Source organism: Candidatus Dormiibacter sp., from assembly GCF_050999135.1.
GTDB classification, from domain to species: Bacteria; Chloroflexota; Dormibacteria; order Dormibacterales; family Dormibacteraceae; genus Dormiibacter; species Dormiibacter spiritus.
In genome coordinates, this window is record NZ_JBPCPN010000013.1 from 38,551 (window position 1) to 61,125 (window position 22,575).

The following is a 22,575-nucleotide window of genomic DNA, read 5'->3' on the forward strand; positions in this document are numbered from 1 at the left end:
TTCTCTGACCACTCACCGGGAATCTTCGGAGAGCTGATGAAGCTGTGGGCCGTCCTGACGGAGCCAGTCACCTTGCGACTGGCCCGTCGGGCGGCGCTCACCGGTATCTCGCTGGTGTTCGCCACCGTCTTGATATTTGCGCTGATTCAATTGGCGCCGGGCCATGTCGAGCGGCTGGTGGCGGAACAGCAGGCGGGTGGCGCGGCGACCACCAAGACAGTCGAGGCTGTACGACGGGAGCTGGGGCTCGACAAACCCTATCCCGAGCGCTACCTGCTGTGGCTGGGCAACTCGTTGCACGGCGACCTCGGAATTTCGTTCAGAACCGGCCACCCAATCGCGCCTGACCTCGTCGATCGGTCGAGACACACGCTGATCCTGCTGCTCCTGGGAACCATCTTCGCGGGAGCGGTCGGTGTCGGCTCGGCCTTGTTCGCGGCCGCACGCCCATACGGTCTGGTGGATCGAACAATCAGGGCGTTCTCGATCGGGGCCGTGTCGGTCCCCATGTTTTACCTGGGCGCCGTGCTCATCCTGGTGTTTGGGCTCAAGCTGGGGATACTGCCGATCCTCGGGGACACCGGGCCGGTGTCCTGGATCCTCCCGACCATCGCACTTGGACTGGCGCCGGCCGCCGTCGTCAGCATGTTCGCTCGCGTGCTTCTTGAGCGCGAGATCAGCAACCCCTATGTCGTCACCGCTCGGAGCCGCGGCGCCACCCGCTCGAGAATCGTCTTCAGGGAGACGCTGCCCAATATCGCGCCGCAGACGATCTCGACCTTGCTCACGCAAGTTGGATTCTCGATGTTGCCGGGGACGATCGTGGCGGAGACGGTGTTCGCCTGGAATGGCCTCGGCAACTACTTCTTGCAGGCCGTGCTGTTCCGCGACTTCCCGGTGATGCAGGCGGTTCTTCTCATCTTCGTCGCGGTTGTGATCGGCCTCAACCTGCTGGCCGACGCTCTGCAGACCCTCGCCGACCCGCGTCAGCGGCTGGCGTCAAACCGAGCTGCAGGATGACAGCCAGACGGCTTCTGGCCGTTGTCAAGGGCCTGCCGCGGACGGCGACCCTGGCGGTCGTTGCTGTCGTGCTGATCGCCACCTTCGCACCGATCCTCGCGCCTCACGACCCGAATTACATTGACCTGCCCAAGACGCTGGCCGGCCCCGGCTGGCAGCATCTGCTAGGCACGGACGACCTTGGGCGCGACGAACTGAGCCGGCTGCTGGCTGCTGCTCAAACCACCGCCACCACCGTCCTGCTCGTCCTGGTGGTGGCGATCGTGGCCGGTGGCACGATTGGCCTGCTGGCCGCGACCATCGGTGGCGTCATCGACAACTTCTTGATGCGGCTGGTCGACGTCGCCATGAGTCTCCCGAGCCTGATCGTGGCCCTGGCGGTCCTCGGTGCCATCGGGCCCGGGTACAGCCACATGGCGCTCGCACTCAGCCTTGCCTGGTGGCCCAACTACGCTCGCGTGGTGCGGAACAGCGTTCTCTCCACGCGGCAACAGCCTTACGTCGAAGCTGTCAATGTGCTCGGAGCCCACCCGCTCCGTGTCGTGCTCCGTTACCTGCTGCCTCCCGCCGTCGGAGCCACGCTCGTGTACGCGAGCGGGGACGCTGGGGGCCTGGCGGTGTCGGTCGCCACTCTGAGCTTCCTGGGTCTGGGGGTAAAGCCTCCACAAGCTGAGTGGGGCCAGATGCTGGTGACGGCTCTTCCCTACATGCAGAGCAATCCGATGCTCGTACTGCTGCCTGGCCTCGCGCTGACGGGTTTCGTGGCCGCGTGGAACGCCTTCTCCCGCTCGATCGCCGTCGACACGTTGCCGCGGAGAGTGTCGGCTCGAGGCATGAGGCGGCGGCGGGCATCGCTGCCGGCGCCGGCAGCTCGAAGTCCTGAAGCAGCTGAAAGGGCGTCATGACTGACGTCGTCCTGGACGTTCGCAACTACTCTGTGCAACTCCATACGGCGACGTCGAGTCTCACGGTGGTCGACGATGTCTCCTGGTCGGTGGGGCGAGGCGAGACCCTCGCCATCGTGGGCGAGTCGGGGTCCGGCAAGACCGTGTCATTGATGGCCCTGCTAGGTCTGATCCCGGAATATGTGGTCACTGACACCGCCGGCAGCGCGCACCTTGGCGCCCGCGACCTGCTTTCGCTGCCCGAGTCAGAGCTCCGCAAAGTGCGAGGCGCGGAGGTCGGCGTGATCTTCCAGGATCCGCTGGCCGCCTTCAACCCCGCGCGTCGAGTCGGGCCCCAGATAGCAGAATCCGCCCGAAGGCATCTCCACCTATCCGCGGATCAGGCCAAGAGGCGAACCCTCGAGGTGATGGCCGACGTGAGCCTGCCCAATCCCAGGCATCACTACGTGGCCTATCCTCACGAGCTTTCGGGAGGGATGCGGCAGCGGGCGTTGATCGCGATGGCAATCGTCAGCGGGCCGTCCCTGGTCATTGCGGACGAGCCCACTAGCGCCCTCGATGTAACGACCCAGGCCCAACTACTCGAACTGCTCAAGAGGCTCGGCCGTGACTTGAACATGGGCCTGGTGCTGGTGAGCCACGACATGGGCGTGGTCGCTGCACTGGCTGACCAGGTGGCAGTGATGTACGCGGGCCGGATTGCCGAGTACGGTAGCGCCACCTCCGTCCTCAAGTGCCCTGACCATCCCTACACGAGAGGTCTCTTGGACTCGATCCCGGATCCCCGGTTGCCGCATGGCACGGCATTCCGAGCACTGTCCGGCGCACCTCCCGACCTCGCGTCGGCGGGCGTCGGTTGCCGGTTCGCCGACCGATGCGAGCTCGCGGTCGAGCGGTGTGTGGGCCAGAGACCGGCCCTTGAGCCAGTGCCGCTGGCCGGCGGCCAATCCGGTGAGCGGCAGCTCTCCGCCTGCTGGCGGCACCCCCGCGTGACCACCCCAGTCAGTTCCGCGGTGGCCAGATGACCGCACTGCTCGCCGTGGAGGGCTTGAGTGTCACCTTCCCAAGCCCTCACGGCGGCAAGCTCACCGCGGTGGACGGGGTCGACCTCCTCCTTCAGGCCGGGGAAGTCGTGGGGTTGATCGGTGAATCCGGCTGCGGCAAGTCGACCCTGGCGCGAACCATCGTCCGGCTGCACCAACCTTCTGCCGGACGCATCCTGTTCGAAGGCCAGGATGTCGGCGCGCTTGGCGGCCGCGACCTTCGCGCGTACCGCAAGCGCGTGCAGTACATCTTTCAAGATCCCTATTCATCGTTGAATCCGCGCTACTCCGTCCGCCAAACTCTGGTTGAAGCCCTCACGGTCGCAGGCTTGCACCGAGGGGCTGCGCAGGTGTCGCGCACGGAGGAGCTGGTTGGCCTGGTGGGATTGCCGCTCTCGTCCCTCGATACACTGCCTTCCGCACTTTCGGGGGGTCAGCGACAACGTGTCGCGATCGCTCGCGCCCTCGCACTAGAGCCGCGCGTCCTGATCTGCGACGAGCCGGTGAGTGCGCTCGACGTTTCCATTCGCGCCCAGATCATGAACCTGCTGCTCCAGCTGCAGAGGGACTTCAACCTTGCTTACCTGTTCATCGGTCACGACCTGCCGCTGGTGCGCAGAATCGCCGACCGCATCGCGGTGATGTACCTCGGTGCCGTGGTCGAGGAGGCGCCCAGCGATCGGCTCTTTGAGGCTGCCAGCCACCCGTACACGCGAGCGCTGATCGCAGCGACGCCCACAGCGGACCCCGAGCTGGAACGGACGCGCAGTCGTGTTCTCCTATCGGGCGAACTGCCGCGCGCGACGGACATTCCGAGCGGGTGCAGGTTTCATCCGCGTTGCCCGGAAGCCTTCGAGCGGTGCCCGGTTGAAATTCCCAAGCGCACCCTGGTGGAGCAGGGCCACGTCAGCTATTGCCACCTGTCCGAGGAGAGCCGGGTCGAGGGCGGACTGCGCGTTGGCTGAGGTGGCCGCCTTTCGCTGCATCAGGTGCCACACGGAGTACGACGCCTCAGCCGACTACTTCGGGTGCGCTCGCTGCGAAGCGGAAGTCCCGTCGAATCTCGAGGTGGTCTATGCGACTGGCCTCGTCAACGGGGCAGGGGGAGGGCTACCGGCGACGTGGGTGGGACGACGTCGCGGTCTGTGGCGCTACTCGGAGTCGCTGCCCGTGGACCCGTCCAACGCGATCAGCCTGGGCGAGGGGGGCACGCCACTGGTGGCCTGCTCAACCGTTGGAGAGGAGATCGGTCTACTGCAGCTGTTCGCCAAGAACGAGTCGCAGAATCCCACCTGGTCCTTCAAGGATCGGCTGGCGAGCGTCGCCATCTCCTGGGCTCACCTCAACGGGCGCCCCGGCATCGCCATATCGTCGTCCGGAAACGCCGGCACCGCGGCAGCAGCCTACGCGGCGCGGGCAGGTCTGCCCTGCGTGATCCTCACGACTCGCGGCTACCCCGGTGCCATGCAGCGCCTGATGCGCAGCTATGGCGCGATGGTCGTCGCGGCCCCGACTGGCCCCGACCGGTGGACGCTGAACCGCGCGCTTGCCCGCGAGTGGGGATGGCTTCCACTTTCGAATACCGCGACCCCGCCGGTTGGGAGCCATCCGATCGGCGTCGAAGGCTACAAGTCGATCGCTTTTGAAATCTGCGAGGACCTCGATTGGCGGCCGCCCGACGCCGTCATCGTTCCCGTTGCCTACGGTGACGCCATCTACGGGATCCATCGCGGGTTCAAGGAGTTGCTCGCCGCCGGACTGATCGGCCGCCTCCCGCGTTTGATCGCAGCTGAGACATACCCATCCCTGACGCGGGCCGTGGCCGAGGACGCGGCCGGACCGGTTGCGACCGAGGGCGGTCAGACGCTGGCCTTCTCCGTCGGCACGCCTCGAGGCACATACCAAGCCCTGCTGGCCATCCGCGAATCGGAGGGCACGGCGCTCGCAATTTCGGATGACGACGCCCTCCAGGCACATCACGAGTTGCGGGAGAAGGAGGGCCTCTTCGTTGAACTGGCAAGCGCGTATGGGCTCGCCGCGGCGAGGCGCCTGCAGTCGACGGGTGAGCTCACGAGTCACGATCGGATCGTGATGCTGATCACCTCGAGCGGCCTGAAAGATACCGAGACGACGTCGGCGGAAGGCGAATTGCCGCTCGTCAAGCCGGACTTGGGGTCCCTCGCCAATTTGCTCAAGCGGCAATTCGGCTTTGCCGCCTGAGGTAGCCCTGACTTCAGGAACCCCTTTGCATCGGCCGCCGGCAGCGCGGTTAAATCCATAAAGGCTGCGGCCGGGCGAGTTGCGTCGCAGTAGGTGGTGTAAATCCGGGGCCGCTTGACGAAGGCGGCCACCGTGTGGTTCCAAGTGGAGCTATTCACTTCAACCGCTTGGAGGACCACGACGATGGCCAATCTCAGGATGACACTGTTGGACCTACTCAACAAGGATGAGCAGGGCGCCGACCCCAGCTTCCTCGGCGATGGCGTGCGGCTGCTGGCCCAGGAGCTGATGGACGCCGAGGTGAGCCAGTTGACGGGGGCCGGACTCCACGAGCGGAGCGAGAACCGGCTCACCTATCGCAACGGCTATCGGGAGCGGGAGTGGGACACCCGGGTCGGCACCCTTGAGCTGCAGATCCCCAAGCTGCGCCAAGGGACCTACTTCCCGAGCCTGCTGGAGCCGCGCCGGCGCCACGAGCGGGCGCTGCTCTCGGTGGTCCAGGAGGCCTACGTGCAGGGAGTCTCGACCCGGGCTGTCGACCAGCTCGCCGAAGCGCTTGGCCTGAAGGGCATCTCCAAGGACCAGGTGAGCCGGATCTGCAAGGAGCTGGATGGCCAGGTGACCGCCTTCCGCACCCGCCGGCTCGACGGGGAGTACCCCTACCTGATGCTGGATGCCACCTTCGAGAAGGTGCGCGAGAACGGCCGCGTGATCGCGATGGCAGTCCTGATCGCGGTCGCCGTCAAGCGCACTGGCGAGCGCGAGGTGGTGGCAGTCGATGTGGGCCCAGCCGAGGATCACGAGTTCTGGAAGGCCTTCCTCCGTCAGCTCGTCGAGCGCGGGCTGCGCGGCGTCCGCCTGGTCTCTTCGGACGCCCACCTCGGGCTCAAGCAGGCGGTGGCTGAGGTCCTTGTCGGCGCCACCTGGCAGCGCTGTCGCGTCCACTTCATGCGCAACGCCCTGGCCACCGTGCCCAAGCTGGCTCAGCAGATGGTGGCCGCCACCCTGCGCACGATCTTCGCCCAGCCGGATGCCGCCTCTGCCCAGGAGGCGGTGGAGCGGGTCAGCCGGCTCTTCGAGAAGCGCTACCCGGTGCTGGTCGGCTGTCTTCAGGAGGCGGAGGTGGACATCCTCGCCTACTACGGCTTCCCGCCCGAGCACCGCCGCCAGGTCTGGTCCACGAACTCACTCGAGCGCCTCAACCGCGAAGTCTCACGGCGCTGCGATGTGGTCGGCATCTTCCCCAACCGGCAGTCACTGTTGCGCCTGGTCGGAGCTGTGCTCGAAGAACAGAACGATGAGTGGGCAGTCGGACGTCGCTACTTCAGCAACGAGTCCATGGACAAGCTCTTCCAGCCCACAAACGAGGAGGTGGTCAGGCAGCTGCTCGAGCTTGAAACCGCTTAACCTGATGTCGGAACCGCACAACCGGATTTACACCAGCTCGCGCGACGTGACCGCCGGGCGCCCGCGCCACGTGATCAGAGGGGGGCGAAAGCAGTGGACGCGGCTCGGCCCAGTCGATGACAAGAACTCCGGAAACAAGGGGGGCTTTCACGCCCCAAATCGATGACTAGCATGGGTTTTGAAGTCAGCAAACGGCTTCTCATTGCCGGGGGCCAAGGGGTGCGGGTTCAGATCACATTCCCCGACCATCCTGCAAGAGGAGCCGTCCGCTCAATTCGCAGCGAGTTCAGGTCAAGGACGGCGACGGATAGGTCAAGGCAGACGCAAGTCGGACGAACAAATCGTCGGAAAAGGGCTTTGAGGCATTGTTCCGGGGGCACCTCTGCGCGGGAACATCTTCCCACTCCGTGCGCATTCGCCTTCGTGAATGCGTGTACGCGGTAATCACAGGTGTAACGATGGCGGTGCTGGCGATCTCATCGTCAGAGGCAAGAGATGGTCACGCGACGGCCGGGCCGGCAGGTCCGACGCGAAGACGGCCGTGGACCGGGAAACTGGATCGCTCGAACCCTTTGAGTCGCATGGCACGCTAGGCAGGTGCTTGCAGGACCGCCGCGCGTTCCGGTGAGAGTGCCATTAGCTGTCGAGGGGGCAGCCGCAGGCGAGCCCGTCTGGCCTGTGTGGCAGAACGAGGTGGGTGGCCTCACCTTCGCCGCCGGGACTGGCTCAGAGCGACGCTTCATCAAATGGGCACCAGCTGGGAGCGGCCTGAATCTCAAAACGGAAGCGGCCCGCCTGCGATGGGCTGCTGCCTTTACCCCCGTACCGCTGGTCATCGATCAGGGCGACCACGAGGAAGGTGCTTGGATCGTTACCACTGGCCTGCCGGGAGAGAACGCCGTCAGCGACCGCTGGAAAGCCGACCCAGCCACGGCAGTTACGGCAATCGGGCGTGGCTTGAGGGCCATGCACGACGCTCTCCCGGTCGCCAGTTGCCCGTTCTCGTGGTCAACAGAGGACCGCATCGCGGACGTTCACCGCCGTGCCGCGGCCGATCGCCTTCAGCCGGCACAATGGCATGCCGTCCACGAGCCTCTCGGTGTCGTCCACGCACTGGAACTGCTCGCCGATCCCCCTGAGATTGCCGAGTTCGTCGTGTGCCACGGTGACGCCTGCGCGCCGAACACACTGTTGACTGAGGGCGGTGCCTGCTCTGGTCACGTCGATCTCGCCGCCATGGGCGTCGCAGACCGCTGGGCCGATCTCGCCGTCGCCACATGGAGCGCTGAGTGGAATTTCGGCCCGGGTTGGGAGGGACTGCTTCTCGACTCCTACCGCATCGCCCCCGACACTCGCCGGACTCGCTACTACCGCCTACTCTGGGACCTCGGCCCCTGATAGGAGCCGGTTCGCTATCCATGGCTGATCGCAGGTCCCATCCAGCATGGCCTGGTCTTGGTGCTCAGCTTCTCGATTTTGGCCAGCCTGGTGGCAGCCGTTGCGTCTGTCCTTAGAGGCGGGCACTACGTCCACGAGGAGCCGGCAGTGATTGACAGTCTGCACGTCATCGCCTGAGTCGGCAACGCACTAGACCAGGATCGGTCATTCCCCAGTGAGCGTCGTGGACCATTTGCAGGCACGGTGCCGTGCTTGTCGCTGATTCCAGCGTCAGTATCGCCCGTCTGACCGTCGCGGCCCGGCCAGGTACGCGGTGACCGGGCACTTTCAGGCTCCGAGGCGCTCTGCCAGCTGAGTGAAATCCGGCGCCACGACATCCCATCCCTCCTCTGCCACCAGATCACTAGCTTGATTTGGACCGTGCTCCAGCGGTCGCGGCACGAAAGCGGTGGCCAGGCCTGCTTTCCGGGCGGCTTCCAGGTCGCTGTTGTGCGCGGCGACCATCATGCACTCAGCTGGCGCCAGTTCGAGCACGTCGGCGGTGCGTGTGTACGCCTCCCGCTGCGGCTTGTAGGCGCGGGACACTTCGGCGCCCAGAATGGCGTCCCAGGGCAGGCCGGCCCGTTTGGCCATGTTCACGAGCAGCGCCACGTTGCCGTTCGAGAGCGGCGCGATGATGAACCGCGGGCGCAGGCGCGCCAGGCCAGGAAGACAGTCAGGCCAGGGGTCAAGACGGTGCCAGGCGCGGTTCAGGTCGTCCAGTGAATCCCCCGGCAGGCGGCCGGGGTCCGTCCCAAAGTCGCGAAGCACGGCGTCGAGGTTCTCCCGGTGGAGCTGGTCGAGCCGGGTGAAGGGACGGGCGCCGGAGCGCACCTCCTCCATCGCAGGCTGGTAGCGGGCTCGCCAGGCGTCGGCGAACTCGTGCGGATCAGCGGCGATTCCATGGCGGGTCAGAAACGGCGCTGCGTCACGCGCCACGCCGGACCGCCAATCCACAACCGTCCCGAACGTGTCGAACAGCAGGGCCCTGATGAGTGTCCTTGACCTCGAAAGCGAAACCGGAGACTGGTTCATTGCACAGGATCGCATGGGGCAAGCTGTGCCATTCGTTAGGGGCCTGGGGACCTGGCGATGCCGGAACGCTGCTGCCCCACGCCGGTGGATCCACCCGCTTTCAGCGATCCCAATTCCGCATCTCGCGAGGGTTCGCTTCGAGATCAGGCCACGTCAATGAGCGGGACCCCACCAAGTAGGCCGACCGGCCGAATCGCTGTCCACGCGACGGGGACGGGCCTATCGAGCTAGCGGCTGGCTGCCACGCGGCGCGGTCAGAATCCTGATCATGGCCACGATGCCCCAGGCGAGCAAGGCGTAAACCACGATAGCCACCAAAGATGCCGGCTCGAACACATATGACCCCTGGCCGCTGTCCCCGAAGATGCCGCGGAAGGCGGCCACCAGAGGCGCCGTGATTCCGTAGATGAACCCCACGAAAGCAGCCTGGGTGGAGGCACCGAGCAGCTTGAGCAGGAAGCGAAGTCCGATCAGGACATCGATCACTCCGGCTAGGAACCAGACCACCGCCACCGCTCGAAAGTTGTAGCTCGGCCTGACGGGAACAACCGGAGCGGCCGGCTCGGAATAAATTGGTGGCGGTTGGGGGTCCATGCTGACTGCCCGCTGGAGGCAGGAGTCATCATATGGCATGCAGTCCTACTCTGAGAGAGGGGCGCCGCCGCCCTTGCCCACGGCAACCGCGGTCGGCTGCCGGCCAACGCCACTTCTGAGGAGGTGCGCCGGAGCGTGATCGCGCTGGCCACCACCCGCTACCAGGGCTTCAACCAACAACACCTCAGCGAGATGCTGGGCGAGGGGCACGGCGGACGATGTCGCGGCGTGTGTCCATTACCCGATGAGCTTTAGGTTAGTCGGGCTACGCGAGTTGCCTCCGCCGTGTCGGTCGGCGTCGACTCGACTCCGGCTTGCCCACCAGCAGCTGATGAGCGCGCTGATAGGAGATGCCCATTGTGCGCCCGATGTCACGTACCGGCATCCCGGTTGCGCGCAGCGCCTTCGCCGCCTCCCGGACCTCGGCTGCGGCCCGCGCCTGCGCTCGTGTGGCGTCGTCACGGAGCCGTGTCGCCGCGTCAAGGTGTGCCATGGCGGCCGGTGGCACTCTGATCTGGTACTCGACCTCGAACGCTTCGGGCGACGCGCCGGTCATGATCGAGATTAGATCTTCAGTCATGGATTGAAGCTCGCCAAGAGTTCGAGCCTGCGTCGTGCGCTCGACCTCCGGAACATGTACTAGCCAAAACCGCCCGTCGCGGCTGACCTCTGCTCGGTACTTTCTCATAGCCTCCACCACTTCGTTCCAAACTCTCCTTCGCATTCTTTGAAGATCTCTTCGGCAAATCGCTCGCCAAGCTCGACATGTCGAGGGATCGGGATCATCGTCTCGCCGAGCCGAAAGATCGAGTGCCGCCCGCCCTCGTGGTCAAGGTGCCACTCGACGTTCTTCCGCTTGGCCTCCCGCCTGATCCTGCGGATAGCCTCTTCACGCTTCACGTAGTGTAGTCTACCTAGGGGTAGACGCGTTCCGTCAAGGGGTGGGTTGACGCGATGACCGGGGGCCGGCAAAGGTGGCGCCCCGCGACGAGGAGCGGTGACAACCGTATTCAGGCGTCAGGCTCGCGCCGGGGGGCCCGAGACGGATCGTACGGGGTCACGCGACGGCGAGGCAGGCGGGTGCAATGAAGCGTGACCACGGTCTCCGTGCAGCGGGTGGCGCAGACAGCCTCCCGGTGACGCCGGTCCAGCTTGCCAGCAGTCGCCGCCGCATGGTCGTACCTTTGTCGTATGTCCATCGTCACTGTGCGAGACCTTCAGCGCGACCCGGCCCGAGTCCTGAAGGAGCTGGAGGAGAAAGGCCGACCGACCTTCGTCACGCGCCGCGGCCGACCGATCGCGGTCCTCATGCCCCTCGACGAGGAAGAGCTCTACGACTTTGTTCTTGCCAACGCGCCCGAGTATGTCGCCGACATGCGTACAGCTGACGCTGAAGTCGGTCGGGACGAGCTGGGGCGTCCACTGGTCGAGGTCCTCGCAGACCTCGACGCGTGACCGTCCGGCTTTCGACCCGGGGTGAACGCGACCTGCGGCGCCTGGATCCTCAGGTCCGCCGGAGAATCGTGGCGGGCCTACAGGCGCTGGACAGTGCGGCTGCCAACCTCGACATCAAACCCATCAAGGGCTCTCCGCCCTGGTTCCGACTACGGGTCGGTGAGCATCGGGTCCTCTACCGCACGATCCAGAACGGATTCCTGGTCGAGCGCATCGTCTCCCGCCAGGACCTTGAGAAGGGCGTCCGAACCTTGGAGTGAGCCCCTAAGTTTAAGTCAACTTAGCCTCAGTCCATGCCCTTCGCTTCGAAGTCGTCGACTTCGACAAGGAAGACGCACGCCATGCTGGCGAGGTCTGCACCCTTCTGTCCGAGGCGGGCCGAACGATCGGTCCTTACGATGTTCTGATCGCCGGCCAAGCACGGGCACGAATCCTCATGCTGTTGAGTCGCAACGTCCATGAATTCAAACGAGTGCCAGGTCTCATCAGCGAGAATTGGGGGTCCGATTGAGGCGCCGAGTCCTCCTTCACATGGCAGGCGTGGTCAGGTGACCTGCTCGACGGATGGCTCGCCGGGCCAGGAGCTGGCCGACCAGTCGCACCGCGACCTGTCCGACGTGGAGCGGAATATCCGCTCGCACCGCTTCCTCGAGGCGCTCGAGGAAGGGCGCGTCCCCCGCGAGCGGCTGGCGATGCTCGCCGGTGAGCAGCAGGCGATCATCGTCAGCGACCGCCGCAGCTTCGCCCTGCTCGCATCGCGCTTCCCGGCCCCGCCGGCTGGCGATCTGTTTCTCTCGCTCGCCGAGGGCGAGGGGCAGGCGCTCGCGCTGCTGTGCGCCTTCGCCGCCGCGATGGGGGTCGACTCCGAAGCGCTGCCCGCCCACGAGCCCGCCGCCGGTGCCCAGGCCTACCCTGCGTTCGTGGCGTGGCTGGCGCTGAACGGCTCCCGCAGCGACGTGAGCCTGGCGCTGCTCGCCAACCTCGCCGCCTGGGGCGCCAACTGCGCCCGCGTCGCCGCGGCCCTGCGCGACCGCTACAGCCTCAACGCCGAGGGGGTCGCGTTCTTCCGCTTCTTCGCCGAGCCGCCGCCAGACTCCGAGCAGCGGCTGCTCTCGGTGCTCGACGAGGGCCTTGGCGCCGGGGATTCGCCCGTGCGCGCCCGCCGCACCGCGCGGCTGCTACAGGCGTATGAGCTGCTCTTCTGGGACACGCTCGCCGAGGGGATCGCGTGATGGAGGGCAAGGCCTTCAGCGACGTGCTGTGGTCGGGGATCGAGGACACCTACCAGGCGATCCTTGGCCACCCGTTCATCGCTGGGTTGACCAAAGGCACGCTCGACCGCGATTGCTTCCGCTTCTACATCGTCCAGGACGCCCACTACCTGCGCGAATATGCGAGGGCGCTGTCGGTCGCGGCCGCGCGCGCCCCGCAAGAGCGTGACATCGCGATGTTCGCCCAGCACGCCTCGGGCGCGATCGAGGTCGAGCGCTCCCTGCACGAGAGCTTTTTCAGGGAGTTTGGACTGAGCGATGAGCAGGTTGCGGCGACGCCCATGGCCCCCACCAACCTCGCCTACGCGAGCTACTTGCTCGCCGTCGCCTACGGCCGCTCCTTTCCGGAGGCCCTTGGCGCGCTCCTGCCCTGCTACTGGATCTACTGGGAGGTCGGCAAGGCGCTGCTCGAGCGCGGCTCGCCCGACGCCCTCTACCTGCGCTGGATCGAGACCTATGGCGGCGAGGAGTTCGCCGCCATCGTCCGGGACGTCATTTCGCTCACCGACCGGCTGGGACCCGAACTCAGCGCGAGCGAGCGCGGGCTGGTCGCCGGCCACTTCGCCACGACCAGCCGTTACGAGTGGATGTTCTGGGACATGGGATACTGCCAGGAACGGTGGCCGATCCAGGCGGCGTCATAGTGGCGACCGCGGCCACGCCGCGGCTACCCGAAACGTCCGGCGATGAACATCCAGTGACCTCAGCGGACCGGTCGATTGGTGCCGCACTCGCGCCAGGAGACGGCCCTGGCTCCAGATCAACCCACCAGCGAGGAGGAGCGCTGCGGCGGAACGCCCATGGAAAGGCGAGTGGCGGAAAGCAGGGCGAGCAGCAGCAGGAGCGCCACAACCACGACGCCGCAGCGCAACATACGGCCGAGCCGCTGGCGCCATGCCCGGAGATGCTCAGCGCTGCCCGGACCGCCGCAGCGGTTTCTCTTCGCGGAGCGACACCAGCGACCCGGTGCCGACGCAGGTCCGACCGCCGTGATCGAGTTCGACGACGTAGAGATCTTCTTCGCTTCCGTTGGGCAGTCTGACCGCAGAGTGGCCGCCCAACCGGACGATCCTGCCCTCGGCCCTGGCCCCCTCGGCCCTCTTGCCATCGGCCTGTCCATCACTCCAGCGGCCAGGCTCGATGCGCACACGCTCGCCCGGTTCGTAACTCTCAATCAATCTCAATGTTTCTTCCTCCCAATCTCAGGCAGCGATGAATCCCTGAATGTCCGGATCATCGAGGCCGTTTACCCGGGTGTCGATGGTGCCGAGGCCGCGCACATTGCTCTCGCTGACGACTATCGCGTTGTGCTCTCTATCCACCAGGATCACGATGGCGACGTGGCCGTACCCCGAATACTTGCCGGGCGCATAGGACACCACGGCACCCACCGACGGCGTCTGGGAGACCGCCAGATGGAGCGCCACGGCTGAGCGAATCCAGATACCGCCGTCGCCCATATGACCGTCGACGTTGTGGTTGATTGCCACCCACCAAGTGCACTGGCCAAACGCATACGTGTCGTGAGGGAAGCCGTTGCCGGGCACGCCCTCAAACAGCTTCTCGCCGCTGCGGTAGGGGTGCTGCTCGAGGATCGTGCCGAACCCGTGCGCGATCTGGCTGGCTGAGTAGTGCACATCCGCTAGCAACTTGTCGAGGGCACCGGTGGCAGCATTGACCACGGCGGTGGTCGCCACCTGAACGTAGTAAGTGGCCGCGATCCGAAGGATGTCGGCCACGTACCAGGCGGCATGGTTGTAACCGAAGATCGCCCGACCCATGTCGCCGCCGTGCTCGTTGAGAAGGGCCTGGAGATAGGCCGCAGTTCCGCAGGAAGCGTCACGGATGTCGTAGACGTTGCCGCCGCCACCGCAGTCGTGCTTGTAGGCCGCCCAGGTGCTTAGCAGAAACTGCATCGGCCCAGCCGCACCGGCGCTGTTGGTGCCCGAACGGACGCCAGGCAGGGTGGAGCGGCCGTGGTCAGTCTCCTCCTTTCCGATCGCCGCGATGATCCACCAGGGCACGTCCTTAACAGTTGTAGCGGCGTGCTGGTAGGCCGCTAGGAAGTCGGGTGGGATGTCAGCCAGGGCCGCTGCGCTGGGAGCGCCGACGCCGGGCCCTCCGCCCGGATTGCTCCCCGCGCTGGGCTGGAACACGCTTGCTAGCAGAAAGAGAGGCGCCACCGCAACCACGACCAGAATCACGAGTCCGGCCAAGAACCACTTCTTCATCGCTAGAAGTTCACCTCGGCCACTCGCCAGCCTGCTGGCGTCTTGGCCATGATGGTCTCGATCGGAACCGTTTCGTCGCGGTCGCCCGCGTCGGAATGGATGTGCTGCTTGATCTGGCCGATGAACCCCAGAGGGGCTCCGCCAGCGCAGCCCTCACACGCGACGTGAACCACTGTCGCAGTGCTGATCTCATGCGAGGCGGCTCGCTTTGCGTTGCCAGCTGCACCGCTTGAGGACTTGCTCAATTCCTGGTGCAGTTTGTCGGTCACATAGGGGCGAACGGCCTTCCGCACGGCGTCGAGCGGGTCATCGTAGCGATAGCTCTCCAGCGCCACCAGGAACTTCATGGCAACCTCCCTGGCGGCTGCCACCTCTGCCTCCGGATAGGGCACCAGTGGCGGGGGAGTAGAAGCCGCTGTAGGCGCCGCTGATACCGCAGTAGTGGGCGGCGGGGCACTACCTGGCTGAGCGACCGCCGTAGGCACCGCAGTGGCTTGTGCCGGGGCTGACGGCCCTACAGCCGCCATCTGCCGGGACGACGCTGTGGGAGGTTGGAGCTGATGCCAGACCAGCGCGCCGATGCCCAGCAACAGCAGTACTGCGGCCAGCCCCGCCAGCCACCTCATCCGAGGGTAGACTCCGAAGAACTCACCCATTGAGGTCGCCTAGGTGGCGGCGGATCCGGTGAGATCTTGGAGCTTCCGCTCCTCAAGGACCGGATCGTTGTCGTGGGCGAACCCGAGTGCGAACCCAGACGCGACCTCTGCAGCCACCTCCAGGAGGTCGTCGCGAACCGGCCGTGAGATTTTGCTCCAATCCAGGAACGTTCCCTCGGCCAGGTGTGGATCCCGGTGGACGTGGAGCACCTTGCGCACGTGCCGGCTGAAGTGGTTGGTCAACACCTCCACGTCCTGCTTGGCGCTCTTGGAGCCATCCACCTCGTTGATAGCCACCAGCACCCGCTCCCGCACGAACTCCGCTCCGCGCAGATCGGCCACGTAGCGCATCGTCTTATCGGCCAGGCTTGCGGTGTCCGCCGTCGGCGAGGAGACAATCAATGCCTGATCGCAGACCTGGAACGCGTACGTCGTCGCTGAGTCCACTAGACCTGTGCCCAAATCGAGAGTTAGAAAGGATTGGCAGTAGTGGTAGAGGAGGCGCAAGATTCGGCGATATGACCCTTCATTGAGCGCGGCCCGCGTCCAGCTGTCACGGGGTGCGGTGAGGACGGCCATGCCCATCTCCGACACCACGGGGGCAAACGAGTTGACACGAGGCTGACCCACCTCAAGGTCCAGCTCCGGGCCTCCGCGGCTGCACAGGAACTCGAGGAGGTCAGAGATCGACTCCTCGTGCTGCAGATGCACCCGCTCCCGACAGGTGCCGTGATGTGGGTTGGCCTCCACATAGATCGGTAGATCTTTGCGCTCAAGGCCGAGCAAACTGGTCAGGAGGAGACTGAGTGTCGTCTTGCCGACGCCCCCCTTGGCTGACCCCACCCCCAGCCGATGCGGCCGACTGGTGATCCCTGAGCGGATCTTCTGGATCAGCTGGAGCTGATGCAACTCCCTCTCGCTGGCACCCAGGTTCACCCGACCACCGGTGACCTTGTAGAGCAGGTTGCGCAATCCCGTCCGAGGAATGGGCTTGCTCCGCCGACGCTCGGCGAGTGCCCGGCTCAAGTCGTCGTTGTCAGCTGCGAGACTAGGGCTGAGCGGGCCAGCGGGAACCGAAGTCTCAGAGGTCGGGAAGCCCGACTCCCGCGCCAACACCGGAACCGGTTCCTGCTCGGAGCCCGGCATATTCGGCACCCATTGGGACCCGTTCCAACGCCAGGAGCCGTCGGGGCTCAACGGGCTGTTGTGCAAAGGCTGACTCATACTGCACTTGCCTCCTCATCGCGGCTGAACGACCCGCCGACCACGTATGCGTTGTATGCGTCTATCCGCCAGTGTCCGGCGATCTTCTGCACCTCGTGAACCACAGCGGTGTCGTCCGGCTTTGGCCCTTTAATTTCGGCAATGGTTTGCGCATGATCCACAGTGATCCTTATGTCGCCGGGGAATTCCTTTGACGTTGACTTCTCGAGCTTCGCTGCCAGCGGAGGACTAGCCCAGGTAAGCCTCTGGCGACCTGGTTGCCATCCCCACTTGCCACCAGGGCTTCTCGCCTCCTGGTCGTTAGGACTTGGGAGACGTGTTTGCTGGCGAGGCGTGTAGAACGGCCAGACCTTCTGCCGTTCCTGGCCTCCGGTCTGACCCTCGTCGAATGTCCACAGATAGTTCGCGAAGCGGACTGTCCAGCGCAGCAGATCGCGGGCGTCTTGATCGCTCAGCCCGACGTCCTTCGCGCCTGTGACGGGAACCTTCTGGTAGTCGGGTTCACCCCGGAATGCGGGCGGTCCGCTCTCCGTCAACGGCAGGTGTGACGGAGACGGTTTGGTCGCGCCGGCACCGCTGCTGCCACACGCCGCCACCAACAGCAACCCCAGAGCCGCCAGGGGACCTATCCAGGCGCGATGATCCGTCACGGTCGGCCGTCCTTTGGCAGGGGTCGGCGTTGGGAAAGCAGGCGGGGTGGACTCGCCGGCAGTAGACGATCCTGACCCATCTCCTGAGCAGCCGACAAGTCCTTGTTCTGCTGTCTGAACTTGAGGTATTCCTCCGCTCGCTGCTTGACTAGGTGTTCCGGCATAAGGGCTTGAGCTCGCGCCGTAACGCGCTCGCCAGCCGCCTTCTCCTGATCGGCTTTGACCTTGCGATGGTCCGCGCTGTACTCGGGCGACATGCCTGTTGCCCGCTCGGTGGCATTCCAGGCCGCGCTCTGCGCCGCTCGCATGAGGTTGCGCGGAGCCAGCGCCGTGCCTTTCGCGACCTGTCCCGCCACCCGAGCTTGGAGCTTGGCGTTGCCAAGACCGGCCTTGCCAATCCCGACCCAAGCCGATGCGTCCGTTCCGCCAGAGGCAACCAATCGGCTGCCGTGGCCGCTTCCGTCCTTCACATTCCCCGTGAACTCCCGCCGATTGCCGTCCGCCCAGGCCGTGAAGCCGGACCTGCCGCGGCCGATCTGGCTGCCGAGCGAGTTCGACGCCCCCACCAACGCGGGCACCCGGCGCCGAGAGCTGAGGCCGGTGGTGCTGCTGCCAGCGCCGGTCGCGCCCTGGGTGGTGGCAGGAACCGATGCTGCCCCGGTTGGCACCGCAGCCTGGGTGCCGCTGCCGCCCGGGATCGCATTCTGCTTGGCCCGGCTGGCGTGGACCAGATTCAGCGCCCGGCTGTCGATGTGGAGCGCGGCGGAGGCGGCATGGAGCAGCGGGCGGCGGAAGACGTAGACAACAGAGAGGAAGGCCAGCTCCAGGAATGGGGGCGCCCACCAGAACTCCGACTGCGCGACTCCGGCGGTGTCCGTCGAAGAGGTCAGGAGGCCGTTGAGCACCAAGAGGAGTCCGGTGGTGAAGATGGCCAGGGGCCGCAGCACGGCCAGACTGAGGATCAAGCGCAGCCAAGTCAGGAAGAGCGGGCGCCCCTGTTCGGACATGCCGATCAATCCGACCACCGGCGTCAGGCAGACCAGCGCTATCTCGCCTGCCTGGGAGATCAAGGCGATCAAAGCCAGCCCGCCAATGATGAGCCCAGAGATCCCGGCGAGCAGCATGGTGACGATCCCGATCGTCACGCGCCAGAACGGCGCGTTCCCCTTGAGATAAAAGTCGTGGTAGTTGTTGGCCTGGTCCAACTGACCGTCCACCTTGGTGATCTTCTTCGTCATATCGGAGTTAGTCTGGCCAGAGGCGTTGTAGGCCAAGATGGCGTCGCCCGCCGAGCCCACCTGACCGCTGTTCTTGCAATCTGGGTTGGCCACCGGTCGGACGTCCGGTCCTTTATCGGCGGAGCCTGGCACCGTGACGCCGAAGTAGTTTTTATCGCCCGGCTTCACGTCGTCGGCGCTGACGCATTTCTGGCCGATCGAGGCGTCCTGGAACGTAGCGACCTCCCAGGGGATGAAGATGAAGGTCCGCCAGTACTCGTCCGCGAGGAGCCTCATCCCCTTGTCCACCGGCGAGCCGTACTTGTACTGAGCTGAGTTTGCAACGCGGGCCATTTGCGGGTCCGCGGAGATCTCGGCTTGCAAGCCGGAGCTGGTGATCGCGCTGCTGGCGTTGTCGACCAGGCGCGGAACGTAGAGCGGATCGACGACGAAGGCACTGGTCAGCCCGCCGATCAAAAAGGCCAGAGCGATCTGGCTGCCGATCTCCTGATAGCGGCCGCGCAGGTAGGCGCGCAAGAGGTTGAAGGCGAAGACGGCGGCCAGGATGACGAGCAGGGGCTCGTAGAGGCCAGCCTTGAGCGCGTCGACCACGGAGTGGACCGGCCCTTTCCCAACCGAGCGCCCGGTGATGGGGTCGCGGTAGGGATCGTCCACGGCGTCGAGCAGGCTGGCCTGGCTGGCGACCTGGAGCAGCTGCATCGATATCCGGCCGACCATGGCGGCAGCGGAGAACTCCAGGTTGGCGGCGTTGTTGATCGGCCCGTGTAGCCCAAGGGCAGTCGGGTCGGCTGGGCTTCCGTAGTCCGCATACATCTGGTAGGCCGGCGGTGGATAGGCCTCGAAGAGGTTTTTCTCAGACCCACAGCGCATATCGCTGACCCTCACGTTCCCGAAAATGGCCGTGCTGCCGCAGGAGTCAGGATTTCCCGGGGTTGTTGCAGCCTGGGCCAGCAGCGGCGTCGCCGCCAACGCCAGGGCACCGAGAAGGGTCAAACAGAGCTTCCGGCGAAATCCCTTCATGAACGAGGCTCCTGCTCCGGGGGGCGCTCGGAGCCGAACAGCGGGGTTGAACCTAGCCAGCGCGGCTCCTCCGCAATCTCCGCCGCATGGCCGTTGCCATCCACGCCGTCCGCGCCAGTCGCGTGCAGCTCGGGCAGCTCCTCAACTTCAAGGTTCGTCTGGCGTCCCGCCGTGGTGTCGAACGCGTCGAGGAACGTGCGGTCCATGGCGCCCATCAGGTCACACGCGAAATGCCCGATGCGGCCCTGGCGATCCTTCATGATGCCCTTGCCCTTGTCTGTGTTTTCGTCGAGCCCGGTCAGGAGCTCGTGATGCTCCTCGGACAGACCCAGCAAGCGCATGGCGTCGCGCCCGGAGCCCTCAGAGCCCATCCGCAGGCAGATGGTGATGCCGATCTGGTTGCGGATGCGCTCGTCCTGAAGGTCGGAGGGGTTCTGGCTAATCAGGTAGACGGAGACGTTCTTGGAAGAACCCAGGCGGGCGAGCTGGGAGATGAGGGTCCGACCCTGTGGTATGTCCGAGAGCATCCACAGCTCGTCGCCAAAGAACGCTTTTGGCCGAGCGTGCCCACCAGCTTCCAGCAAGCCGATGCTGAGCTGGGCCACACCCTGGAGAAGGACCGAGGAGAGCACCTGACTGGTCGTCCACTCGCTGCGCGGGGTGCCTGGCTGCGGCATATCAAGGCCACTGAACTGGACGACGGTCAGCCCCTCAGATAGGTCCAGCTCCTCAAGCGGCCGACCATCGCCAAAGAAGATGCCAGCCGCCGCCGAGCGGCTGATCTCGGTCAGACGCACGTACATGTTCCGCGCGAAGGGGTGGTCCGGCTGCCCGATAAAGCCCCTGATCTGCTCCAATACCGCAGCCATGTCGTACTGGCCTTCCCTGTGCGCGGCGCTCATCGCCTGGTAGAACTCCTCGGCACCGCCCTGCTCCCAGAGGTGGTGTCCGACCAGTTGCTGAACCTGATTGGAGGCGAGGTCGCGGACCTTATTCAGGGAATGCGGGTCTTTCCGCTCCGGATCAATCAAGCGGTGAGGATCGAGGACGCCCGGATGCCGTGAGGCATCGAAACGCACTACGCGGACTGGCAGGCCCACCTCGCGAACTAAGAACTGCAATCCGTTCGACTCCCGCTTGGGGTCGATCAGGAGGCAGGCGGCGCCCATGCAGAGGGCCTGGTAGCAGAGGTAGTAGGCGAGGTTGCTCTTGCCGCTACCGGACTGACCGACGATCGCGGTCACCGATGTTCCGCGAGAGCGGCCGGCGCCAAGCACGTCCAGGAAGACCGGCTGCGGCCGAAGCGAGTAGTTCCAGCCGGCGAAAGCTCCCACGTCGTCACCCAGGTCGGTATCAGCGAAGAAGCCTGAGCCGCCCAGGGTTATAGACGGTGCCAGCTGGCCCCAAGTGCGCTGCTTTAAGGCTGCGGCCAGCATGGCTTCCTCGAAGAGCACCTTCTGCCGGTTCCAGACCGCCCGGGCCTCCAAGCCTAGGTTCGTATACAGGCCGCGAAGGCTGTTGACCCGAATCTTCAGCTCCTCCTCGGAGGAAGCGGCGACCACAAAGCGGGCGTGAAAGCGCACCAACGGCGCATGGTCGCGCTGGATCTGGGCCTGGACTTCGCTGGCACCGGCGATGGTGCGTGCAGTGGAGATATCCAGGTCGCCCGATGCCTGGGCGTCCTCGTTCTGAGAGCGCGCGACCTGAATTGTGCGGCTTAGGGCTTTGACCGCTTTCTTGGTGCCGATCACCTCGACGTGGCAATCCACGTCGACGGGGAAGTTCAGGGAGTCGTAGGCGAGAAGCCACTCGTGGCCACCGGCCGGGTAGTGCATGATCTCGGGCATCCGGATGACCGGGAGCAGCGCGACATAGCTGGTCGTACCTTCTGGCCGGGTCAAGCGGACGCGGCCGCGGCCGTTCTCTATCTCGGCGTCGGCCAGGACTTCGAGCTCGGCGCCCCAGAAGGAGCGGCGGTAGGGCACTGCCTCCGGCTGGCCCTGGCCCAAGTAGCTCTGGCGCGCAATTAGCCAGCGGAGCTGGGCGGCGGTCGCGAGAGCGATGCCCGGCACCAGCTCCTCATAGAGCGCCAGCGCCGAGCGCAGGGCCTGCTCCAGCTCCCGAATCTCAAAGCGGCTCGGGCGCGGGTTACTTGCCCCTAACAGTCGCTCCGCCCGCCGCTTTGCACGGCTGTGCGCCGCCCACCATCGCTTGCTGGCGGCCAGCAGCGAATCTTCGTTGGCGATGTCAACGCCCAAGAAGGCTTCGCGGCTGTAAATCTGGCTGCCGAACAGGTAGGCGGCTTGGAGCTCAACGAACTCGTCCCACAGCCCGTCTCGGGCGCCCGCGACCTTGAGCGTCTTCGCCTCGTCCTCCCACTGGGGGAGGTCGATGGGCGTGGCGACCACCTTCAGCTGATGCGTCCCCTCCGGGAGCCGGTCGAAGAGGAGCGAGTAGGCCCTGGCCTGGCTGACCAGCTGTTCTTGCGTCGAGAGGTCGTAGCGTCGCATCGGCAACTGGAACCAGAGGCTTGGGCGGCCGTCAAAGAGGCTGTAGCCGTCAGCCACATAGCCACGTTCCGCTCTCAAGCCGGCGCTCCGGGCGCGCGGCCCGGCTGGGCCTTAGAAGTCCGTTGTAGTCGCCGTGGCTTGGGGGCGCGGGCAACCACGGTCTCCACCCTTAGCCGATCAGAGCCCGGCAGGAAGACACCGATGCCCCATGCGTTGAACTTGGGCGGCTCGAACAGGTAGAGAATGGCATACCAGGCCCACCGGATCGGCGACAGCCCGTCCGGCGTCTCCGTGCCCGCCAGCCTGTACACGATCCACATCGACACGATCCAGCAGCCGAGGCGGATCTGGCTGGGCGCGAATGGAAGAAGTCGGAACCAGAAGAAGACGAGGGGCAGGAAGGCGCAGCCCGCGACTGCAGCCTGCATCAGGTCCACCGGCCGCCAGAGCTGCCACTTGCCGATCGCGTAGAGCCGATGGCTGATGTCCAGCAGCCCCTTGTAGACGGGAAGTTCCAGGTGCATCAGCCGCGCCCCCCGATAGGACCGGAGCCGAGCCACATCTGGTCCAGGAGCTGCCGGGTCTGACCAGGCAACAACCACAGCGCTACCAGGAGAGCCGTAAGCCAGGCCCACATCAGCAGTATCAGCACGCCCGGC

23 protein-coding genes and 1 pseudogene are annotated in these 22,575 nt (G+C 65.5%); 12 read left to right on the forward strand and 12 right to left on the reverse strand.

The features are described 5' to 3' along the window. Positions 1–36 precede the first annotated feature (36 nt). The 7 genes from ACR2MZ_RS03280 (at position 37) to ACR2MZ_RS03310 (ending at position 7,993) form a co-directional block, all read left to right on the forward strand. Positions 37–1,020, forward strand: coding sequence for an ABC transporter permease (locus ACR2MZ_RS03280; protein WP_434003640.1), 984 nt, complete (start codon positions 37–39; stop codon positions 1,018–1,020). Beyond that, complete coding sequence (locus ACR2MZ_RS03285; protein ID WP_434003641.1) at positions 1,017–1,925, forward strand: ABC transporter permease; 909 nt, start codon at positions 1,017–1,019, stop codon at positions 1,923–1,925. The genes ACR2MZ_RS03280 and ACR2MZ_RS03285 overlap by 4 nt, the downstream gene beginning before the upstream one ends. Next, positions 1,922–2,950: an ABC transporter ATP-binding protein gene (locus ACR2MZ_RS03290; protein WP_434003642.1), complete on the forward strand. Its 1,029-nt coding sequence runs from the start codon at positions 1,922–1,924 to the stop codon at positions 2,948–2,950. The genes ACR2MZ_RS03285 and ACR2MZ_RS03290 overlap by 4 nt, the downstream gene beginning before the upstream one ends. Then, positions 2,947–3,933 (forward strand): ABC transporter ATP-binding protein, encoded by a 987-nt coding sequence (locus ACR2MZ_RS03295; protein ID WP_434003643.1) that lies wholly within the window; start codon positions 2,947–2,949, stop codon positions 3,931–3,933. The genes ACR2MZ_RS03290 and ACR2MZ_RS03295 overlap by 4 nt, the downstream gene beginning before the upstream one ends. A 1-nt stretch (position 3,934) precedes the next feature. After that, positions 3,935–5,188, forward strand: coding sequence for a threonine synthase (locus ACR2MZ_RS03300; RefSeq protein ID WP_434003687.1), 1,254 nt, complete (start codon positions 3,935–3,937; stop codon positions 5,186–5,188). A gap of 183 nt (positions 5,189–5,371) precedes the next feature. Next, the gene (locus tag ACR2MZ_RS03305; protein WP_434003644.1) at positions 5,372–6,595 is read left to right on the forward strand and encodes an IS256 family transposase; all 1,224 of its coding nucleotides are present in this window, start codon (positions 5,372–5,374) and stop codon (positions 6,593–6,595) included. A gap of 693 nt (positions 6,596–7,288) precedes the next feature. Next, the gene (locus tag ACR2MZ_RS03310) at positions 7,289–7,993 is read left to right on the forward strand and encodes a phosphotransferase (protein ID WP_434003688.1); all 705 of its coding nucleotides are present in this window, start codon (positions 7,289–7,291) and stop codon (positions 7,991–7,993) included. Between the two features lie 327 nt (positions 7,994–8,320). On the opposite strand, the gene ACR2MZ_RS03315 is transcribed toward ACR2MZ_RS03310, so the two are convergent. The 4 genes from ACR2MZ_RS03315 to ACR2MZ_RS03330 all read right to left on the reverse strand — a co-directional run bounded on the left by ACR2MZ_RS03315 (position 8,321) and on the right by ACR2MZ_RS03330 (position 10,561). After that, positions 8,321–9,067: a haloacid dehalogenase type II gene (locus ACR2MZ_RS03315; protein ID WP_434003645.1), complete on the reverse strand. Its 747-nt coding sequence runs from the start codon at positions 9,065–9,067 to the stop codon at positions 8,321–8,323. A gap of 219 nt (positions 9,068–9,286) precedes the next feature. After that, positions 9,287–9,700 carry a hypothetical protein gene (locus tag ACR2MZ_RS03320; RefSeq protein WP_434003646.1) on the reverse strand — a complete coding sequence of 138 codons (414 nt, stop codon included), beginning with the start codon at positions 9,698–9,700 and terminating at the stop codon, positions 9,287–9,289. 226 nt (positions 9,701–9,926) lie between these two features. Beyond that, positions 9,927–10,241 carry a hypothetical protein gene (locus ACR2MZ_RS03325; protein ID WP_434003647.1) on the reverse strand — a complete coding sequence of 105 codons (315 nt, stop codon included), beginning with the start codon at positions 10,239–10,241 and terminating at the stop codon, positions 9,927–9,929. 104 nt (positions 10,242–10,345) lie between these two features. Continuing rightward, the gene (locus ACR2MZ_RS03330) at positions 10,346–10,561 is read right to left on the reverse strand and encodes a hypothetical protein (protein ID WP_434003648.1); all 216 of its coding nucleotides are present in this window, start codon (positions 10,559–10,561) and stop codon (positions 10,346–10,348) included. Between the two features lie 291 nt (positions 10,562–10,852). On the opposite strand from ACR2MZ_RS03330, the gene ACR2MZ_RS03335 reads away from it, so the two are divergent. The 5 genes and pseudogenes from ACR2MZ_RS03335 (at position 10,853) to tenA (ending at position 13,031) form a co-directional block, all read left to right on the forward strand. Further along, positions 10,853–11,116 (forward strand): type II toxin-antitoxin system Phd/YefM family antitoxin, encoded by a 264-nt coding sequence (locus ACR2MZ_RS03335; protein ID WP_434003649.1) that lies wholly within the window; start codon positions 10,853–10,855, stop codon positions 11,114–11,116. Beyond that, on the forward strand, positions 11,113–11,376 hold the full coding sequence (locus tag ACR2MZ_RS03340) for a type II toxin-antitoxin system RelE family toxin (protein ID WP_434003650.1): 264 nt from the start codon (positions 11,113–11,115) through the stop codon (positions 11,374–11,376). The genes ACR2MZ_RS03335 and ACR2MZ_RS03340 overlap by 4 nt, the downstream gene beginning before the upstream one ends. Before the next feature lie 47 nt (positions 11,377–11,423). Continuing rightward, positions 11,424–11,627 (forward strand): annotated as a pseudogene (locus tag ACR2MZ_RS03345) (PIN domain-containing protein); the annotation flags it as partial. 37 nt (positions 11,628–11,664) lie between these two features. Further along, positions 11,665–12,348 (forward strand): thiaminase II/PqqC family protein, encoded by a 684-nt coding sequence (locus tag ACR2MZ_RS03350; RefSeq protein ID WP_434003651.1) that lies wholly within the window; start codon positions 11,665–11,667, stop codon positions 12,346–12,348. Beyond that, positions 12,348–13,031 (forward strand): thiaminase II, encoded by a 684-nt coding sequence (gene tenA, locus ACR2MZ_RS03355; RefSeq protein ID WP_434003652.1) that lies wholly within the window; start codon positions 12,348–12,350, stop codon positions 13,029–13,031. The genes ACR2MZ_RS03350 and tenA overlap by 1 nt, the downstream gene beginning before the upstream one ends. Positions 13,032–13,295: 264 nt before the next feature. On the opposite strand, the gene ACR2MZ_RS03360 is transcribed toward tenA, so the two are convergent. From ACR2MZ_RS03360 to ACR2MZ_RS03395, 8 genes are all read right to left on the reverse strand, one after another. Further along, a complete protein-coding gene (locus tag ACR2MZ_RS03360) occupies positions 13,296–13,571 on the reverse strand; it encodes a hypothetical protein (protein WP_434003653.1) in 276 nt (91 codons plus the stop codon). Between the two features lie 18 nt (positions 13,572–13,589). Beyond that, complete coding sequence (locus ACR2MZ_RS03365) at positions 13,590–14,618, reverse strand: lytic transglycosylase domain-containing protein (RefSeq protein ID WP_434003654.1); 1,029 nt, start codon at positions 14,616–14,618, stop codon at positions 13,590–13,592. A 2-nt stretch (positions 14,619–14,620) separates the two neighbouring features. Continuing rightward, positions 14,621–14,989 (reverse strand): hypothetical protein, encoded by a 369-nt coding sequence (locus tag ACR2MZ_RS03370; RefSeq protein WP_434003655.1) that lies wholly within the window; start codon positions 14,987–14,989, stop codon positions 14,621–14,623. 294 nt (positions 14,990–15,283) lie between these two features. Continuing rightward, positions 15,284–16,498 (reverse strand): MinD/ParA family ATP-binding protein, encoded by a 1,215-nt coding sequence (locus ACR2MZ_RS03375; RefSeq protein WP_434003656.1) that lies wholly within the window; start codon positions 16,496–16,498, stop codon positions 15,284–15,286. Then, the gene (locus ACR2MZ_RS03380) at positions 16,495–17,148 is read right to left on the reverse strand and encodes a hypothetical protein (RefSeq protein WP_434003657.1); all 654 of its coding nucleotides are present in this window, start codon (positions 17,146–17,148) and stop codon (positions 16,495–16,497) included. Before ACR2MZ_RS03380 ends, ACR2MZ_RS03375 begins: the two co-directional genes overlap by 4 nt. Then, the gene (locus ACR2MZ_RS03385; protein WP_434003658.1) at positions 17,145–19,406 is read right to left on the reverse strand and encodes a TrbL/VirB6 family protein; all 2,262 of its coding nucleotides are present in this window, start codon (positions 19,404–19,406) and stop codon (positions 17,145–17,147) included. Before ACR2MZ_RS03385 ends, ACR2MZ_RS03380 begins: the two co-directional genes overlap by 4 nt. Further along, on the reverse strand, positions 19,403–21,994 hold the full coding sequence (locus tag ACR2MZ_RS03390; RefSeq protein WP_434003659.1) for a helicase HerA-like domain-containing protein: 2,592 nt from the start codon (positions 21,992–21,994) through the stop codon (positions 19,403–19,405). The genes ACR2MZ_RS03385 and ACR2MZ_RS03390 overlap by 4 nt, the downstream gene beginning before the upstream one ends. Continuing rightward, on the reverse strand, positions 21,991–22,476 hold the full coding sequence (locus ACR2MZ_RS03395) for a hypothetical protein (RefSeq protein WP_434003660.1): 486 nt from the start codon (positions 22,474–22,476) through the stop codon (positions 21,991–21,993). Before ACR2MZ_RS03395 ends, ACR2MZ_RS03390 begins: the two co-directional genes overlap by 4 nt. Positions 22,477–22,575: the final 99 nt, after the last annotated feature.

Coding starts and splice junctions, on each gene's coding strand:
- tenA (WP_434003652.1), top strand. CDS start 12,348: ATGGAGGGCAAGGCCTTCAGCGACGTGCTGTGGTCGGGGATCGAGGAC.
- ACR2MZ_RS03315 (WP_434003645.1), bottom strand. CDS start 9,067: ATGAACCAGTCTCCGGTTTCGCTTTCGAGGTCAAGGACACTCATCAGG.
- ACR2MZ_RS03290 (WP_434003642.1), top strand. CDS start 1,922: ATGACTGACGTCGTCCTGGACGTTCGCAACTACTCTGTGCAACTCCAT.
- ACR2MZ_RS03280 (WP_434003640.1), top strand. CDS start 37: ATGAAGCTGTGGGCCGTCCTGACGGAGCCAGTCACCTTGCGACTGGCC.
- ACR2MZ_RS03305 (WP_434003644.1), top strand. CDS start 5,372: ATGGCCAATCTCAGGATGACACTGTTGGACCTACTCAACAAGGATGAG.
- ACR2MZ_RS03320 (WP_434003646.1), bottom strand. CDS start 9,700: ATGCCATATGATGACTCCTGCCTCCAGCGGGCAGTCAGCATGGACCCC.
- ACR2MZ_RS03335 (WP_434003649.1), top strand. CDS start 10,853: ATGTCCATCGTCACTGTGCGAGACCTTCAGCGCGACCCGGCCCGAGTC.
- ACR2MZ_RS03295 (WP_434003643.1), top strand. CDS start 2,947: ATGACCGCACTGCTCGCCGTGGAGGGCTTGAGTGTCACCTTCCCAAGC.
- ACR2MZ_RS03375 (WP_434003656.1), bottom strand. CDS start 16,498: ATGAGTCAGCCTTTGCACAACAGCCCGTTGAGCCCCGACGGCTCCTGG.
- ACR2MZ_RS03285 (WP_434003641.1), top strand. CDS start 1,017: ATGACAGCCAGACGGCTTCTGGCCGTTGTCAAGGGCCTGCCGCGGACG.
- ACR2MZ_RS03365 (WP_434003654.1), bottom strand. CDS start 14,618: ATGAAGAAGTGGTTCTTGGCCGGACTCGTGATTCTGGTCGTGGTTGCG.
- ACR2MZ_RS03385 (WP_434003658.1), bottom strand. CDS start 19,406: ATGAAGGGATTTCGCCGGAAGCTCTGTTTGACCCTTCTCGGTGCCCTG.
- ACR2MZ_RS03325 (WP_434003647.1), bottom strand. CDS start 10,241: ATGACTGAAGATCTAATCTCGATCATGACCGGCGCGTCGCCCGAAGCG.